Annotated in this window: 13 protein-coding genes; 10 read left to right on the plus strand and 3 right to left on the minus strand. The window is 50.9% G+C overall.

What is annotated here, in order from left to right:
* The first annotated feature begins 70 nt into the window (after positions 1–70).
* Positions 71–814 carry a pyruvate formate lyase 1-activating protein gene (pflA, locus tag ABT56_RS03550; RefSeq protein WP_047877437.1) on the plus strand — a complete coding sequence of 248 codons (744 nt, stop codon included), beginning with the start codon at positions 71–73 and terminating at the stop codon, positions 812–814.
* A gap of 279 nt (positions 815–1,093) precedes the next feature.
* Complete coding sequence (locus ABT56_RS03555; protein ID WP_047877438.1) at positions 1,094–2,848, plus strand: formate--tetrahydrofolate ligase; 1,755 nt, start codon at positions 1,094–1,096, stop codon at positions 2,846–2,848.
* Positions 2,849–2,921: 73 nt separating this feature from the next.
* Here the strand turns inward: ABT56_RS03555 and ABT56_RS03560 are convergent, their stop codons facing one another.
* Complete coding sequence (locus tag ABT56_RS03560; RefSeq protein ID WP_047877439.1) at positions 2,922–4,175, minus strand: NupC/NupG family nucleoside CNT transporter; 1,254 nt, start codon at positions 4,173–4,175, stop codon at positions 2,922–2,924.
* Positions 4,176–4,890: 715 nt separating this feature from the next.
* Between ABT56_RS03560 and ABT56_RS03570 the strand changes: the two genes are divergently transcribed.
* From ABT56_RS03570 to ABT56_RS03585, 4 genes are all read left to right on the plus strand, one after another.
* The gene (locus ABT56_RS03570; RefSeq protein WP_047877441.1) at positions 4,891–5,391 is read left to right on the plus strand and encodes a YfbU family protein; all 501 of its coding nucleotides are present in this window, start codon (positions 4,891–4,893) and stop codon (positions 5,389–5,391) included.
* 248 nt (positions 5,392–5,639) lie between these two features.
* Positions 5,640–6,905: an ABC transporter substrate-binding protein gene (locus ABT56_RS03575; protein WP_047877442.1), complete on the plus strand. Its 1,266-nt coding sequence runs from the start codon at positions 5,640–5,642 to the stop codon at positions 6,903–6,905.
* Positions 6,905–9,268, plus strand: coding sequence for an ATP-binding protein (locus tag ABT56_RS03580; protein ID WP_047877443.1), 2,364 nt, complete (start codon positions 6,905–6,907; stop codon positions 9,266–9,268). The genes ABT56_RS03575 and ABT56_RS03580 overlap by 1 nt, the downstream gene beginning before the upstream one ends.
* Entirely contained in the window at positions 9,255–10,526 is a 1,272-nt protein-coding gene (locus ABT56_RS03585) for a sigma-54-dependent transcriptional regulator (protein ID WP_047877444.1), read from the plus strand. The genes ABT56_RS03580 and ABT56_RS03585 overlap by 14 nt, the downstream gene beginning before the upstream one ends.
* A 67-nt stretch (positions 10,527–10,593) precedes the next feature.
* Here ABT56_RS03585 and ABT56_RS03590 read toward each other — a convergent pair whose 3' ends face one another.
* A complete protein-coding gene (locus ABT56_RS03590) occupies positions 10,594–11,622 on the minus strand; it encodes a porin (protein WP_047877445.1) in 1,029 nt (342 codons plus the stop codon).
* A gap of 284 nt (positions 11,623–11,906) precedes the next feature.
* Here ABT56_RS03590 and rlmA point away from each other — a divergent pair, with 284 nt between their 5' ends.
* The 3 genes from rlmA (at position 11,907) to ABT56_RS03605 (ending at position 14,487) form a co-directional block, all read left to right on the plus strand.
* Positions 11,907–12,725, plus strand: coding sequence for a 23S rRNA (guanine(745)-N(1))-methyltransferase (rlmA, locus tag ABT56_RS03595; RefSeq protein WP_047877446.1), 819 nt, complete (start codon positions 11,907–11,909; stop codon positions 12,723–12,725).
* Between the two features lie 138 nt (positions 12,726–12,863).
* Positions 12,864–13,856 carry a ChaN family lipoprotein gene (locus ABT56_RS03600; RefSeq protein WP_047877447.1) on the plus strand — a complete coding sequence of 331 codons (993 nt, stop codon included), beginning with the start codon at positions 12,864–12,866 and terminating at the stop codon, positions 13,854–13,856.
* 325 nt (positions 13,857–14,181) lie between these two features.
* On the plus strand, positions 14,182–14,487 hold the full coding sequence (locus ABT56_RS03605; protein WP_047877448.1) for a DUF6172 family protein: 306 nt from the start codon (positions 14,182–14,184) through the stop codon (positions 14,485–14,487).
* Between the two features lie 71 nt (positions 14,488–14,558).
* Here ABT56_RS03605 and yfbV read toward each other — a convergent pair whose 3' ends face one another.
* Positions 14,559–15,011 (minus strand): terminus macrodomain insulation protein YfbV, encoded by a 453-nt coding sequence (gene yfbV / locus ABT56_RS03610; protein ID WP_047877449.1) that lies wholly within the window; start codon positions 15,009–15,011, stop codon positions 14,559–14,561.
* A gap of 336 nt (positions 15,012–15,347) precedes the next feature.
* Here yfbV and ABT56_RS03615 point away from each other — a divergent pair, with 336 nt between their 5' ends.
* The gene (locus ABT56_RS03615; RefSeq protein ID WP_047877450.1) at positions 15,348–16,544 is read left to right on the plus strand and encodes an acetate kinase; all 1,197 of its coding nucleotides are present in this window, start codon (positions 15,348–15,350) and stop codon (positions 16,542–16,544) included.
* Positions 16,545–16,559 lie beyond the last annotated feature (15 nt).

Here is a 16,559-nt window from a genome sequence, read left to right on the forward strand (position 1 = left end):
CCTCTACTTTGAGGGCTGTTTTTGTAATAAAATAACAATTAAAACACGCCCAAAGCGGAGAAGCGATGTAATGTCAGTAACAGGCCGAATCCACTCTTTTGAAACCTGCGGGACCGTCGATGGTCCGGGTATCCGTTTCATTGTCTTTATGCAAGGCTGCTTGATGCGCTGCCAGTATTGCCACAACCGCGATACTTGGGACTTGCATGACGGGAAAGAAATCACCGTAGATGAACTGATGAAGGAAGCCACGTCTTACCGTCACTTCATGAACGCTTCTGGCGGCGGTGTAACAGCATCTGGTGGCGAAGCCATGATGCAGCCCGAATTTGTTCGAGATTTCTTCCGTGCCGCACAGGCCCAAGGAATCCACACCTGCCTAGATACCAACGGTTACATCCGCAAGCACACTGAGGTCGTCGACGAAGTGCTGGATGCTGCCGATCTCGTCATGCTCGATCTGAAGCAACTGGATGACTCAATCCACCAGAACTTGGTCGGCGTGCCGAACAAACGCGTATTGGATTTTGCCCGTTACCTGCACCAGCGTGGCCAGAAAACCTGGATCCGCTATGTTGTGGTGCCTGGCTTCACCGACGACGAGCGCTCCGCCCACCTGCTAGGCGAGTTCATCAAAGACATGGACAACATCGAGAAGGTCGAACTGCTGCCGTATCACCAGCTCGGCGAGCACAAGTGGGAAGCCATGGGCTTTGACTACCCACTAACAGGCGTGAGCCCGCCATCCAAAGAAACTATGGAAAAAGTCAAAGAGATCATCAGCAGCTACACCAATGCCAAAGTGATGTTCTAACCTCCATACCCCGATCCAAAAGGAGAGCCAACGCTCTCCTTTTACTCTCTCACTGAATAACAACCACTTCCGAGAACTTAAGCTTTCAAATTCACTTCTCCCATCAACCACAGATTGACGTGGCTATTGATTAAAGACAAAATCACCGCACTTATCTCGGAAATTCGCTATATACGCATAATAAAATTATGGTATAAACCAAAAGCAAACGATTGCGCCAACTGAATTTAATGATTTCCGCAATATTTTACATGATACGCAGCGAGGTTATTGTGCACCATGAAAAGTGATATTGAGATTTGCCGTGATACCACATTAACCCCTATCGAGACTATCGCCCAACAGGCAGGCCTACTGGCCGAGGACTTGACGCCACAAGGTACCCTCAAAGCCAAGGTCAAACCAGCCGTACTCAAGCGCCTGGCCGATCGCCAAGAAGGCAAACTGATCGTCGTCACCGCAATTACGCCGACACCGCTTGGCGAAGGCAAGACAGTAACCACCATCGGTTTGGCCCAAGGGCTGGCTAAAATTAATCGCTCCGTCATAGCTTGTATCCGCCAGCCATCGATGGGACCGGTATTCGGCGTGAAAGGCGGTGCCGCTGGCGGCGGCTACAGCCAAGTTGCGCCGATGGAGAAACTCAACCTCCACCTAACGGGCGATATCCATGCTGTTACGGCCGCCCATAACCTTGCCGCTGCCGCACTGGATGCGCGCCTCTACCATGAACAGCGCCACGGCTATGAAGCCTTCAGCGAAAAAACGGGACTAAAAGCCCTGCGCATCGATATCAACCGTATCGTCTGGAAGCGAGTCATGGATCATAATGATCGTGCCCTACGGATGATCACTGTCGGCAAAAACGAGCCCGGCAAAGATATCAACGGAATCGAACGTGAGGACGGCTTTGAGATCTCGGCGGCCTCCGAGCTGATGGCCATTCTGGCCCTGTCGCATGATCTGGCTGACATGCGCCAGCGCATCGGTCGTGTCGTACTGGCTTATGATCTTGACGGCAACCCTGTCACTGCCGAGGATCTGCAAGTAGCAGGGGCGATGGCTGTCACCATGTGCGAGGCTATCGAGCCGACCCTGATGCAAACGCTCGAAGGGGTACCGACGCTGATCCATGCCGGCCCATTTGCCAATATTGCCCACGGCAACTCATCGATCATTGCCGATCGTATTGCCCTGAAGCTGGCCGATTTCACCGTCACCGAAGGCGGCTTTGGCTCGGATATGGGCTTTGAGAAAGCCTGTAACATCAAGGCCCAGCAAGCCGGTCGCGGACCGGACTGTGCCGTTGTCGTTGCCACCCTGCGCGGCCTAAAAGCCAACTCGGGTCTCTACGATCTTCGCCCGGGACAAGCACTACCAGATGCGATCTTCGAACCTGACAGCAAAGCTCTGGATGCCGGTTTTGCCAATCTAAAATGGCACATCAACAATGCCGCCCGCTATGGGGTACCTGTTGTAGTGGCGATCAACCGCTTCCCGCAGGATACAGAACAAGAACTGACGACCCTAAAGCGCATGATTGAAGGCGAGCAATTTGCTACCCCTGTAGAGGTGGCAATTAGCGAGGCCTTTGGCAAGGGTGGCGAAGGGGCCGTAGAGCTGGCCGACGCTGTCGTTCGTGCCTGCCAGCAACCCGCCAACTTCAAGCCGCTCTATAACCTATCACAAACGCTGGAAGAGAAGCTGATGACCGTTGCCGAAGTCGGCTACGGCGGCCGAGGGGTCGAACTCTCCGAACTTGCCAAGCAGCAACTTGCCCAGTTCAAGGCTCAAGGCCACGACAACCTTGCGGTTTGTATGGCCAAGACCCCCCTTTCCATCAGCCATGACCCGGCCCAGAAAGGGGCTCCTCGCGATTTCATCGTTCCGATCCGCGAGCTCAAACTCTGCGCTGGGGCCGGTTTCGTCTATGCCCTATGCGGCAACGTAATGACGATGCCTGGATTACCTGAAAAGCCGGCTTATCTGGCTCTGGATTTGGACGAAGACGGCAATATTATTGGCCTAAGCTAAAACACGCGTTACCACGCATCGATAACGTAAAAAAAACGCCAGCGACTGCTGGCGTTTTCTCTATCTAAAACAATTACAAGGCGAGGCTGATAAACAATCCTGCCACCGTCGCGTTGAGCAAGTTGGCGAGGGTTGCCGCCACCAACGAGCGTACGCCCAGAGTGGCTATCTCATGATAACGGTTCGGTGCCATCATCCCCATACTGCCCAGCATCACCGCAATCGAACCAAAGTTCGCAAAGCCACACAACGCAAACGCAATAATCGCTTCCACGCGAGGCTCTAGCGCCCCACTGGTAATCAATGGTGCCAACTGAGAGAAGGCGACAAACTCGTTGATGGTCGTTTTGGTACCGAAAATCACCGCCATTTGCTGTGCGGCGTCAAAATCCCAAATCCCGGCCATATAGGCAAATGGCAAGAACAAGTAGCCGAAGACCAAATCAAGGCTCAATTGCGGCATCCCGAACCAACCGCCAACCAGTGATAGCATCCCGTTGATCATTGCAATAAGGCCAACGAATGCCAGCAACATCGCACCGATATTCAGTGCCACCCGCATTCCCTGTGTCGCCCCCTGAGCGGCGGCATCAATGGCATTGGCCGGACGATCCTCATCTTCGCTATTATCGCCGGTACATGTGCTGGTATCTTCAGTCTCTGGAATCATCAGCTTGGCCATCATCAGGCCAGCCGGTGCTGCCATAAACGACGCGGCCAGAAGATACTCTAGCGGGATCCCCATCTGGGCATACCCCACCAGTACCGAACCCGCTACCGATGCCATGCCACCAACCATCACCGCAAACAACTGCGAGCGGGTCATGGTCGACAGATAAGGTCGGATCGTCAGAGGCGCTTCGGAAATACCCAAAAAGATATTGGCAGTAGCCGAGATCGACTCCGGGCGACTTGTATCTAGCAGGCGAGACAGTGCTCGGCCAAGGGTATTAACAATGAACTGCATGATACCCAGATAATAAAGCACCGAGACCAATGCGGAAAAGAACACCACAACCGGCAGTACCCGCAGGGCTAACACAAAACCGCCGCCACCGAACAGTTCGAACATACGGTCAGAGACCAAACCGCCAAAGAGGAAACTGATCCCGTCATGGCTGTAATTGATCACTTGCTGGACACTGTCAGAAAATGAGGATAGGGCTTCACGGCCAAACGGGCTATACAGCACAATCGCGGCAAACGTCATTTGGATGGCCAAAGCCCCGAAAACGGTACGCCAATTAATACGATTACGTCGCTCGGAGAGCAGGAAAGCCAAAGCGATCAGTAGCACAACACCGATCAGGCTAGAAAGAACTTGCATAGATTACTCATAAAAACAATTAGGCGTACTGTCTCCAGCCCTTTGCTATCACAACAGGCTATCGATCAAATCAAAGCACCGGAAATACAACCTAGGTACACTTCAGCCTGCAATAAAACAGGCACCCAATGCACTCGTTTTCCTTCTGCTTTGAATCCTTGCTTCCCAGCAGCATTTTGTTCGTATGAATGAAAAAAACGGGGATTCTCGCGCAATTTGCGAGTGGGCACGAAATATTCGTGCAATATTAGCGGAAGGAGAGTAAGGACTCCGCCCGGTAAGTGCAAGATACCCCGCACCAACCGCAGAAAAAAACACCATATCGTTTGTTTGTTACCGCAAATATCCCTATCATCGCAGGCTCGAGGTGCAACAACGGCTGTTATCGCCATCATCGGCACGCCATTCCAACCTCATCCTGAAAGCACAATTGCGCCTTTTCTCGCGTTAAAAAAGCCAGTCCCCCCACCCAATAAAACTGGCACTAGCATTTCGTGCCTCATAACAGATAACCCTACCCGTAGCAAGCATAATCCCATGTAATAACTATGGGTAATAGATTGCTAGAGCCACTAATGCCTGCACTTCTGGACAGAGTTTGTCCGATTAGTGTTTTTTGGCAAAAAAGAGTCGGCAAGTCGTAACCAGATCAATTTTTTTTGTAACCAACCTGCTAATCTCAATCCAGCTCAATAAATATTAAAGGCCTATCATTATGGAAATGACAAACGCGCAACGCCTGATCCTCTCTAACCAGTACTACCTGATGTCAAAACTGACACCGGAAAATGCAGAAAAGTACCGTCGCCTTCAAACAATCGTGGAACGCGGATACGGACTACAAATGCGCGAGCTCGCCAAAGATTTCGGCGACCTGCCTGAGCAAGATTGCCGCCAGGTTATCGACTTTATGGAAATGTACCACGCGATGCAGGAATCCTACAAAATGCTGGATGCCGACAAGCAACAGCAAGTTGACCAGCGCCGCCTGAACTTCCTTGGCTTTGATGCCGCAACCGAAGCCCAGCTAGTACACTACGTTCGCTTCCTGACTGAAGACGAAGGGCTGTACCCACAATTCGACAAGACTGAGCACATGTTCAACAGCCAGGTACCGATGCTGGACAAATACCGTCGCATGCTGCAAACATGGCGCAACTGCCCGCGCCAGTATCACTTGTCAGTCAGCGAAATTCAGCAGATTATGAATGCTTAATTTGCATTTGGCCAAAGCCCAAACCGGTGCATAGCACCGGTTTTTTATTTGCCCAATACCAATAACAAAAATGTGATCCCTCACGATAAAAACAAAAATACAGAGTCAAAAATGACCCATCAAAAGAATCACTTGTCGTAAAAAGCGACTAAATCATCAATAATTTGATACGATCGAATTCCTACTCTCTGTTATCCCACACTTTTGGTTAGTATATACAAGCCCTATCCCTGTCTGGCGACTTGAACATGATACGATTTCTGCTGATTGCCGTGTGTTTCCTATCGGCTTCTTGTTTTGCCAAGCCTAACAACCAACTGATCGTCCTGACGACTTTTACCCTAGAATCGCTTCAGCCACTGTTGGCAAAATTCAAGGAAGAGCATCCCTCTATGACCTTCACGATCCTCCACCGACGTGAGGTCGCGGGGCTCAGGCTCCTCGAACAAAACGACCATGACATCGATATTGTCATTTCGTCGTCACCTTCGCTATTCAATTACCTCAGCGAACAAAACAGCCTGATGCCGCTTAACGCGCTCAATTACGACTCGGCTTTCCAGCGCCAGCGCTTCATGCAGCAAACGCTAGAGAACGTAGCCGTATTCGGCTATTCCGGTTACGGGCTGATGTGGAACGAAGACTACCTTGCCAAACACAATATCAAGGCCCCAGACTCTTGGGAGAGCCTGACCGACCCGCAGTACTTCCGTCATTTAGTCATGAGCAGCCCTGCACGATCTGGGACAACCCACATCATGGTCGAAAATATCCTCCAACAGCACGGCTGGAAAAAAGGCTGGCAACTACTGCTGCAGATCGGCGGCAACCTGTCATCTGTTTCAGCCCGCAGCTACGGGGTTAGCGACACTATCTCCCGCGGCTTGGCCGGGATTGGCCCGATCATCGATAGTTATGCCTACAGACGTCAGGAGCACTTCCCGTTTATCGGCTTCCAGTACCAGCCAAACAGCCCATTGATGCCGAGCTATGTTGCTGCCGTTAATAACATCAACCCGGCGGCACACAGCATTGAGTTCATCCGTTTTCTGCTTTCTGATCAGGTGCAGCATACCCTGTCCAGCAGTAGCATGAACAAATATGCCTTGAAGCAGAACATGACCCAGCCGTTTGACGTCTCTCAGCTCAACTACCAGCTGATGCACCAACGGGGGATGATGGTCAAACAACTGTTTGAACAGACAATCAACCAACAGCTTATCCGGCTCAATCAAGCATGGCAGCTCATCAACGAGGTCAAGCGCCTACCGCACCTGAACAATGCTGAAATGCGCCAGCTTAATCTGGCCATCAAGCTTGCCAGTACACCGCCAGTCACTGAGTCTCAAGCCCAAGACCCGCACCTACTCGCCGTTCTGACGATGGATCGTAACGACCTCACCACGGTGAAATACGCCAACCACTGGCGCCAATTGATGGGCGAACAACTTGAGCAGTCGATCGCCCTGTGCGAACGGTTGATCGAGCAATATGAAAATAGGCGTAAAAACTGATGCTATTGCGCAATACCATCGGCAACCGCCTAATTGGTGCCATCACTTTCATGGCCTTCCTCAACATCTGCGTCAGTGTCATTGCGATTGCCAACTGGGAAAGCCTCGATGGCCAAATCCAGACCATGGTCAGCAAAAATATGCCCACCCTACAGGCCAGCTACCAGCTCGAACGAAATACCGCTGGGCTGCAGGCGGCACTCAACCTGCTGAGCAACAATACCGATCCGATCATGCATGCGGATCTCAAACAAAATATTCTCGAAAAACTCGATCGCATCAATGCGGCCATTGATCTGACCGCGACGCTCGAATCATACCCGGCGATCAAACACGAAAACCAAACTTTGCAGCAAGATATCAAGGTCTATGCCGACTTGCTCTACCAACGCAACACCCACCTGTTTGTTCTGGCACAAACTGAAAACAACATCAAATGGCTCCATCAGGATCTCATTGACGAACTGACGCCAATTCGCCAGGAAGTCGAATGGCAACTCACCCGCATGCTGCCCAATGCGGTGGTATCGAGCACAGTCAATGATGTGATGACCGAGTTCTCGCTGATCCAAGCCATCACCGTCAAGGAGAACGAGCTCCACCAGTTGGTGCAAGAAATCATCCTTCAGCGCAAAGATCGGGATATCGGCAACGCTTTCTATTTCATCGGCTACAAGACCCAAGAAGTCAGTAGGATGAGCCAGAAGCTGAGTCACTATTCATCGACTGCGTCTTACCGCCAACTTTTGGATGAGCTGATCACTCTCGTGGAACCCGGAGGCCAACTCGAAACCCAGTTGGTGCGCGACAATGCGTTGTATAACCAGATCCGTTCCTACGAAGAAAAAATACAGTCTCTATTGGGCCATCAGGAAGCTTTGACCCAGACGATGGTTGAGCATGAGGATGCCTCACTGCAGGCCCTCAACGAAAAAACGCGTCAATCAATCAACATCAGTAACCTGATTTTGTTTGGAATGATGATTGTCACCCTATTCCTGTCGGTCATGCTGTCGATCTACCTCGTTGGCAAAGGAATCGTGAAGCGTCTCAACCTGTTGTCGCAGGATTTGTACGCGGTGGCCAACAACCAGCACAATGCCGAAATCCAAGTCAGCGGCGACGACGAAATTGGCCTGCTGGGTGACAACCTACGCCAATTCTGCCGCCAAATGCAGGAAATGCAGCAGAGCAATGCCCTCAACCTGATCAACAACACTCAGGCCAGTATCATCACCTCTGATCTCAATGGCAGAATAGAGTCGGTCAACCCAAGCGCCCAGAGTCTGTTTGCCCATGTCGAGCTCCCCCACACTCTCGCATTCTGGGAGCTATTCAGCCTCGCCATGCAACCCCGACTGCAATCTCTATTTGCCGCCGGTAGCCCGCTCTACCAACCACATGGCTGTAACCTGACGATCAAACAACCCAAAGGCGAAGACGACAACTTATACCTGCGCCTCGACTTCCGTTTGTTCAGTCAGGGACAAAAGGAAAAGGTCATCATAACCATGACTGACATTACCGAGCAGGAAAATGCTGCCCGCTGGCTGGAAAAAATGGTCAGGGAAAAAACCCACTCATTAACAACCCGAAACCGCCAACTGCACGAAGAAATCGAAGATCGCAAGCGCATTGAACTGGATCTGCGAGACACCCAAGACGAGCTGATCCAAGCCGCCAAAATGGCCGTGGTCGGGCAGACCATGACGTCGCTGGCCCATGAGCTGAACCAACCGCTGTCCGCGATCTCGACCCATATCTTCACCGCCAAACTGGCCTTGGAGAAATCAAGAACAGACCAGTTGCCTGCCAGTTTGGAGAAAATTGATAATCTGACTTCTCGCATGAGTCGGATTATCAGTAGCCTGAAAAGTTTCTCCAAGAAACAGGGAGCTGACAAGCGACTACACCGAATCGATATCGAAGCGTCACTGCAGCAGGCCATGATGATTGTCGAAAGCCGAGCCAAGGTCCAGCAAACGACCATCCACAATGAGCTTGAAAGCGGGCTCTACTGCATCGCCGATCAGGTCCAGTTCGAACAGATTTTGGTGAACTTGCTGGTAAATAGCTGCGACGCCGTCGCAGGTAGCGATGCCCGCCAGATCACCATTCATTCTCTTGATGCCGAGGCCGGGCACGTCCGCCTCGCCGTCAGTGATAGCGGCGACGGATTTGCCGCCGAAATTATGGAAAAACTCTTTGTTCCATTTACCACAACGAAAGAGGTGGGGCTTGGCCTTGGGCTGAGTATCTGCCGATCGATAATGAACCGCTTTGACGGCGAGATCTATCTTGCCTCCAATCTACAAGGCGGGGCTATGGTCGTGTTGGAGTTGAAAAACGATGATAATGAATAACGATATTGAAGTATTGATCATTGATGACGATCAGGACGTTTTGGAGTCCTACCAGCAATTGCTGGAGATGTCTGGCTATAAAGTTAAGGCCATTACCGATCCTACCCTAGTAACTACGCTACTTCATAAAGACTGGCCCGGCGTAGTGGTCACTGACATGTACATGCCTGGCTTGAGCGGCATGGATTTACTTGACCATATTCAATCACTTGATCCTAAATTACCGGTTATCATGATCACCGGTCACGGTGATATTCCGATGGCGGTCGATGCCGTCAAGCGCGGTGCGCTGGACTTCCTGCAAAAGCCTCTTCAGCCAGCCGAGCTGCTCGCCCTGCTGGATAAGCATTTGCCGGCCCGCAAATCTCACATTGCACAACGTTCGGCTATTTCCCAGTCCACCACCGACGTATTGCTCGGCGACAGCCCGCTGATCAGCAAAATCCGTGAAAAAATCACCCAAATCGCCCTGACCTCCAAGGATGTCCTGGTTGAAGGTGAAAGCGGTAGCGGCCGCCATACCGTCACCAAGCTACTGCACCAGAACAGCACCCTGCACCGTGGTCCGTTCGTGGCAATCGTCGGTCACAGCATCTCCTGTACCGCCGACCTTCAGCGTGCGATGATCTCGGCACGTAGCGGCAGCCTGAGCCTGCATGATCCCCATGAAATGCCAATGGAGACCCAGCAGTGGCTGTGCCGCTTCCTGCTTGAGCAAGAGCGCCAGAACAAGAAAGAAGTCCGGGTACTGGCGATTACCGGTACGACACCAGAAAACCTTGTGGAGCAGGAGCGCTTGCTGCCAGAGCTGTTCTACTTCCTGAGTCAGGTTCGCTTCCAGCTGCCGCCGCTTCGCCAGCGCGTTTGCGATATTGCCCCGCTGTTCAAGTACTTCCTGAAACTGAGCTGCCAGAAACTGCACAAGCCGATGCCGACCATCGACAAGGCCTATATCAATACCCTCAACCGCCATGAGTGGAACGGCAATGTGCTGGAGCTGAAAAACGTCGCCGAGCTGTACGCCATTGGTATTGTAAAACTGACAGGCCAAGATCGCACCACACCTATCGAGCATATGAGCAGCCCGCTCGATGACTTGGTCGACAGCTACGAAAAGCAAGTTATCGAAGATGCACTCTACCTGTTTGCTGGCCGGATCAACGATGTAGCAAATTATCTTCAGGTCCCGCGCAAGAAATTGTATCTGCGAATGAAAAAGCACAGCTTGGACAAAGCCGAATACAAAGCCCAGAGCTAACGCCCCAAACAAAAAAGCCCTGCACTCGCAGGGCTTTGACAATCATAATCGACTCGATGATGAGCGATCAGTATTCGTAACGCAGGCCAAGGAAAAAGTAATCATCATCGGCATCGCCCGAATAGCCAGCTGATGTGCCGTTATCGCCATCACGGAAGACATAGCTACCGAAAATTGACGAGCGGGTAGTCAGGCGGTATTGGGCCTCAAGGGTGGTATCACTCAGTTCCAGTTCATCCCCGCCACTGTTTTCAAGCCAACGGTAACCGGCGCGCAATACCCACCAATCATTGAGATCATAAACGATCGAGGCCTCAACAACTTCATCCTTGCTCTTATCGACTACGCCAACTTTTTCAACCTCGTCCTCGGAATAAACGACCCCAAGCACTACATCACCGATGTAATAGCTGGCACCGATACCCCAAACATAGTACTCATCGCCGCTCTCACCCTCGTCATACTGATAAATCGCGACAGGGGCGAGCTTGCCCGCATCCCCCATGTTGAAGGTATAGCGCAATGCAAGGTTATAGGCTGTATCCAAGTCAGAGGTGTTATTGCCGATGATATAGGCCGCCGATACATCAAAATAATCAAAGCTGTTTTGATACTGCACCGTACCATCCTGACGAAATACCTGAGTTGCGGTAGCATCAACAACACCAACCTGACGGGCGATCGCGATATCCGACGCAGCAAACACATCGACGATGTCGGTGAACATGATAAGCCCCGATGCGACACGTCCCCCGGTCAGGCGACCGTATTCTGCCCCGTCGATACCGGCCCAGACATAACGAGCCGTCAGCTCATCCTCATCATTAAGGTTGTTGGCAAACTCAGCGGCGCCAACCTGATATTCGGCCCAGCCAATCACCGATACAGTATCGTTGACGGTCTGAGATCCCCCGATACCTAGACGGGCATCGAACTTACCCTCGACGTCCTCCGAGCCCTTGTCAGTAATATTGAATGCCAAGCGTCCGTATACATCGATTGTTGACCCATCCTCACCTTGGTAAATCGTACCAGCCTGAACGGCACCAGATGCCAAAAGAACGGGAATAACCACTGCTAATGCTGCTTTTTTCATGTTCAACTCCTGTTGTACATTTTTATTAGACAATGAAGCCTTATTTGCGCGCGTCCATTGATAGATACATCCCTTACAGGGATATCAATCATTTATTTGCGCTCAAAAATCATAGTACAGATCAATTGGAATTAAATTTTAATTGCAAAATTATGCGCAGTAGCTATCAACGACAAGTCTTCCCGTTTCGACGGCTAGATAAATTCTGGCTAAAACCACACATCACAGGGAAGTTGAGGTTACAATGCGGCTATTATTGTGTTTATGCTCCAGCGGATAATGACATGTCCTACCAATGCCCATTGTGCCACCTTCCCCTCGCTCAACAGGGGAACACCTGGCTTTGTACCAACAACCATCGTTTCGACCTTGCCAAAGAAGGCTATGTCAACCTGATGCCAGCCCATCACAAGAGCTCTAAAAACCCGGGTGACAACAAAGAGATGATGCAGGCACGACGCCTGTTCTTGGAAGGCGGCCACTACCAGCCAATGAAGCATGCCGTGGTGGAAAAAATCAAACAGCACCTGCCAGAGAGCGCCCAACAACTGCTCGATATTGGCTGTGGCGAAGGCTACTATACCCATGATTTTTCCCTTGCCACACCGGAACAATCGGGGCTGACCGTCTACGGGCTCGATATATCTAAAATTGCGATTCGCTATGCGGCCAAACGCTACAAGGAGTGTCGTTTCTGCGTGGCATCCAGCCACCGCCTACCATTCGCCGACCAAAGTTTCGATGCCGTGGTCCGGATCTATGCACCGTGCAAGGGAGAGGAGCTGGCTCGTACCGTCAAGCCCGGCGGGATCCTCGTTGCTGTTACCCCTGCCCCGCGCCACCTATACCAACTTAAAGGGCTGATCTACGACGAAGTCCATCTCCATGATGTACCCGTGGAATCCATTGACGGCTTTGAGCTGATCGAGGACGACCAGCTACATTACGATATGACACTCAATGGCAAAGAAGCCACAGCCCTAATGCAGATGACCCCGTTTGCATGGAAGACCAGCGATGCCGTTTGGCAACAACTGGCAGCCAGCGAACAGTTCCACTGCGAAGCAGATTTTGCGATCAGGGTGTACCGCCGTACCGCATAAATGACCGTCCATTAATTGATATTGGTTATCAATAACATTTGATAACCAATATCAACTCCTTTATTATCAGCGCACTATACTTATACGTCTGACTGACGCGCCCGCGCGCCTTGCGGACAAAATGGTGAACTGACAATCATGAAAAAATGGCTTTCCCTCGGCCTAACCAGCCTGCTCCTCGGTTGTAGCGCACAGGGCGAATTCTCCCCTGCCGCACAAGTAACCCCTCCGGCAACGTTCTACGACGCAACTATCCGCAGCCCTGACGGCCAAACCTTAACAATCAGCAGCCTTGCGCAAGCTGTCCGTGATGCCGATATCGTGCTGGTCGGTGAGTGGCATGGCCACCCGGCTGCACACCTGATGCAGACAAAACTGTTCTCCGCCCTGTATGCCGAAAACCCGAACATGGCACTGTCCATGGAGCAGTTCACCCGCGACAAGCAGCATATCGTCAACCAGTACCTTGCCAGTGAAATCGGCGAGAAAACACTGATCAAAGAGGGCAACGCCTGGCCCAACTACAGCAGTGACTACCGCCCGTTGGTGGAGTTTGCCAAACAGCACGATCTCGATGTCATTGCCGCCAACGCCCCGAAGTCGATTGTCCGCTGCATCGGCCAACAAGGCGCCGGTTACCTTGAGCAGTTACCCGCCAACGAGCGGAAGTGGGTTGCCGAGACACTGACCCTCAGTAACGATCGCTACCGTCAAGTATTCAACGCCTCAATGCACCACGGAGACGAAGCCAAAACCAACCGCCAGTTTGCTGCGCAAACAGCATGGGATGACACGATGGCCGAAAGCATGGTCAATTACCTCGCCCTACATCCAAATACCCAGATCATCCATACTGCCGGACGCTTCCATGTCGCAGAAGGGCTCGGGACGGCATCACGGATTTTGGCCCGGAATCCAGCTCTGAAAGTCGTCATGGTCACTCCAATCACCGATGAAAGCGAACTGTCGGAGAATGCACCGGACTACACCTTCAAGGTGATGCCGCTGCCGACAAGCTACATCAACAAAGACAAGATGAAAGCAGCAATGAACGAAATCTATTCACGTAACAAAGGGCTGCAGTGTTATGAAGAAGGGAGGCTACAGCCAGCAAAGCCAGCCGGCCAATAGACAAAAGCAGGATATATAGCAGAAAACCAAAAGCCCCGTCGGCGGCCAAGCTTGCGGGGCTCTGGAGAGAGACAGCGAGTAATATCTCGACACTGACTATCGCATAACCGTGCTGACCGGAAGCTGAACCTGCCCCTGTGATAGGCGAGTCCCCCTCTCGCACCACCGCCGCGGAGGGAGAATCCGCAAAGCAAGAAAAGCGATAAGGCACAACCGCTGACGGGTAACTGAATGTGACTTAGATCTTGTTATTCGCGACAACCGCAGATTTGAAGTAATATATGCCCGTGCCCAACGTGTATAGGGCTTTTATTCTAGGAAAACGATGAAAAAAACATTTGCTTTAACTCACCCAAAGAAAGCGGTTCCACGCGTTGTTGACGCTGTTAAATTCGAAGTGAAGAAGTACATCAAGCGTGAGCGCAACAAAACTCTGCCTGCAGGCGCTGACTTCTGGAGCTTTGACTGCCGATTCGGCGATACCGAGCAGGAAGCAAACGTCATCCACCTAAAAGAAATCAACAAGTCTATTGATGCGGTGGTAGCGAAAGGCCTGACTTCGTTCTATCTGGAAATCTTGGCCAAGCCAAGCGTTCGCCAGAAAAACATTGAAGCCGACGACGAAGAATAAGTCAGACGCAGATAATAAAAAAGTAGCCCAATGGCTACTTTTTTATTATCTGGTGTTGATAGCCTTACGCATCAGAACCAACGTTCAAGTGACGCTTTATCAAGCTGTTTAAACGCACGGTTAAGTACCTGAGCCAGTTCCATATAGCGGGGCTGAGACTTAACCGGCTGCATCGCATAGCCTTCACTCAAAATTTTGTCGTGGATTTCGCGATACCAGCTCGCCAACGAAGGCGGCAACGTGGTATTGCTCCGACGCCCCAACCACCATAACCCCTGCAGCGGCATGCTCAAAGCAAACAGCGCGACGGCAATCGCCTGCGGCAAGGCATCATAATTATTGAAAGCCATTTGGCTCAATACACTCATCACCGCGACAGCTGGCATGACCCGCATCGCAAATCGGGTCGCCCTGATGTAACGCTGCTCGGGAAATAGCATGGCCAGCTCTTTCCGCATCGGCCACGTTGACATGTAATCCTGCCCATCACGGAATGATTGCCAGAGTGAGTTGTGTTGATTCATAAACCACCAATCTTCAAAAAAATCAGTAAAAAATCAAATTGACAAATAACTAACTTGATTCAAATTAATTTTTTCTAAAAATCTTTTTGTTATATTGCGTAACAATCGCTATCCTAAGCACGCCTACATTCATTGTTGCCTGTAATCTCCGTAATGGCAACTGGAGGCACTTCCAAGGATGGCCCAGGATTCGGGTTACTCGTTTCTAATTCATATATGGATATAACATGAATTTGACCCTGGTTAGACTGACAGATGCAAAATGTCGTCTATCCTATGGGTAATTTTTATTCAGTTGAATATCAACTTTCAGACAGATTATAGGTAGTCACTCTCATGTCTAAGCTGGTTTTAGTTCTTAACTGCGGTAGCTCTTCGCTAAAGTTCGCTGTTGTTGACGCTGTTTCAGGTGATGAGCACCTGTCAGGTCTTGCAGAATGTCTGCACCTTACAGAAGCACGCATCAAGTGGAAACTTGATGGCAAGCACGAAGCTCAACTAGGTGAAGGCGCTGCTCACGAAGAAGCACTAGCGTTTATGGTAGACACAATTCTTGCGTCTAAGCCAGAACTAGCAGAAAACCTAGCAGCTATCGGTCACCGTGTAGTACACGGCGGCGAGCAGTTCACTGCATCTGCACTGATCACTGACGAAGTTCTAAAAGGTATCGAAGACTGTGCAACTCTAGCACCTCTTCACAACCCTGCGCACATCATCGGTATCAAAGCAGCACAAACTGCATTCCCAGCACTGAAAAACGTTGCTGTATTCGATACTGCATTCCACCAGACTATGCCTGAAGAAGCGTTCCTATACGCACTTCCATACAACCTATACAAAGAGCACGGCATCCGTCGTTACGGCATGCACGGTACTTCTCACCTGTTCATCACTCGTGAGACAGCTAAGATCCTTGGTAAGCCAGTTGAAGAACTAAACATCATCAACTGCCACCTAGGTAACGGTGCTTCTGTTTGTGCAATCAAGAACGGCCAGTCTGTAGACACTTCTATGGGTCTGACTCCTCTTGAAGGTCTAGTAATGGGTACTCGTTGTGGTGATATCGATCCTGCGATCATCTTCCACCTACACGACAACCTAGGCTACTCTGTTGAGAAAATCAACAACATGCTAACTAAAGAGTCTGGCCTACAGGGTCTGACTGAAGTGACTTCTGACTGCCGTTTCGTTGAAGACAACTACGGTGAGAAAGAAGAAGCAACACGTGCAATGGACGTGTTCTGCCACCGTCTAGCGAAGTACGTAGCTGGTTACACTGCGTCTCTAGAAGGTCGTCTAGACGCAATCACTTTCACTGGTGGTATCGGTGAAAACTCTGCACCTATCCGTGAGATGGTACTTAACCGTCTAGCTATCCTAGGTGTTGAAGTAGACAGCGAAGCTAACCTGAAAGCACGCTTCGGCGGCGAAGGTGTTATCACTGCTGCAAACAGCCGTGTTCCTGCAATGGTTGTTTCTACTAACGAAGAACTAGTGATCGCAGAAGATACAGCTCGTCTAGCTGAAATCTAATCCGTCACCATAGTT

The organism is Photobacterium aquae, from assembly GCF_001029445.1.
Taxonomy (GTDB): domain Bacteria; phylum Pseudomonadota; class Gammaproteobacteria; order Enterobacterales; family Vibrionaceae; genus Photobacterium; species Photobacterium aquae.

Coding starts and splice junctions, on each gene's coding strand:
- pflA (WP_047877437.1), top strand. CDS start 71: ATGTCAGTAACAGGCCGAATCCACTCTTTTGAAACCTGCGGGACCGTC.
- ABT56_RS03555 (WP_047877438.1), top strand. CDS start 1,094: ATGAAAAGTGATATTGAGATTTGCCGTGATACCACATTAACCCCTATC.
- ABT56_RS03560 (WP_047877439.1), bottom strand. CDS start 4,175: ATGCAAGTTCTTTCTAGCCTGATCGGTGTTGTGCTACTGATCGCTTTG.
- ABT56_RS03570 (WP_047877441.1), top strand. CDS start 4,891: ATGGAAATGACAAACGCGCAACGCCTGATCCTCTCTAACCAGTACTAC.
- ABT56_RS03575 (WP_047877442.1), top strand. CDS start 5,640: ATGATACGATTTCTGCTGATTGCCGTGTGTTTCCTATCGGCTTCTTGT.
- ABT56_RS03580 (WP_047877443.1), top strand. CDS start 6,905: ATGCTATTGCGCAATACCATCGGCAACCGCCTAATTGGTGCCATCACT.
- ABT56_RS03585 (WP_047877444.1), top strand. CDS start 9,255: ATGATAATGAATAACGATATTGAAGTATTGATCATTGATGACGATCAG.
- ABT56_RS03590 (WP_047877445.1), bottom strand. CDS start 11,622: ATGAAAAAAGCAGCATTAGCAGTGGTTATTCCCGTTCTTTTGGCATCT.
- rlmA (WP_047877446.1), top strand. CDS start 11,907: ATGTCCTACCAATGCCCATTGTGCCACCTTCCCCTCGCTCAACAGGGG.
- ABT56_RS03600 (WP_047877447.1), top strand. CDS start 12,864: ATGAAAAAATGGCTTTCCCTCGGCCTAACCAGCCTGCTCCTCGGTTGT.
- ABT56_RS03605 (WP_047877448.1), top strand. CDS start 14,182: ATGAAAAAAACATTTGCTTTAACTCACCCAAAGAAAGCGGTTCCACGC.
- yfbV (WP_047877449.1), bottom strand. CDS start 15,011: ATGAATCAACACAACTCACTCTGGCAATCATTCCGTGATGGGCAGGAT.
- ABT56_RS03615 (WP_047877450.1), top strand. CDS start 15,348: ATGTCTAAGCTGGTTTTAGTTCTTAACTGCGGTAGCTCTTCGCTAAAG.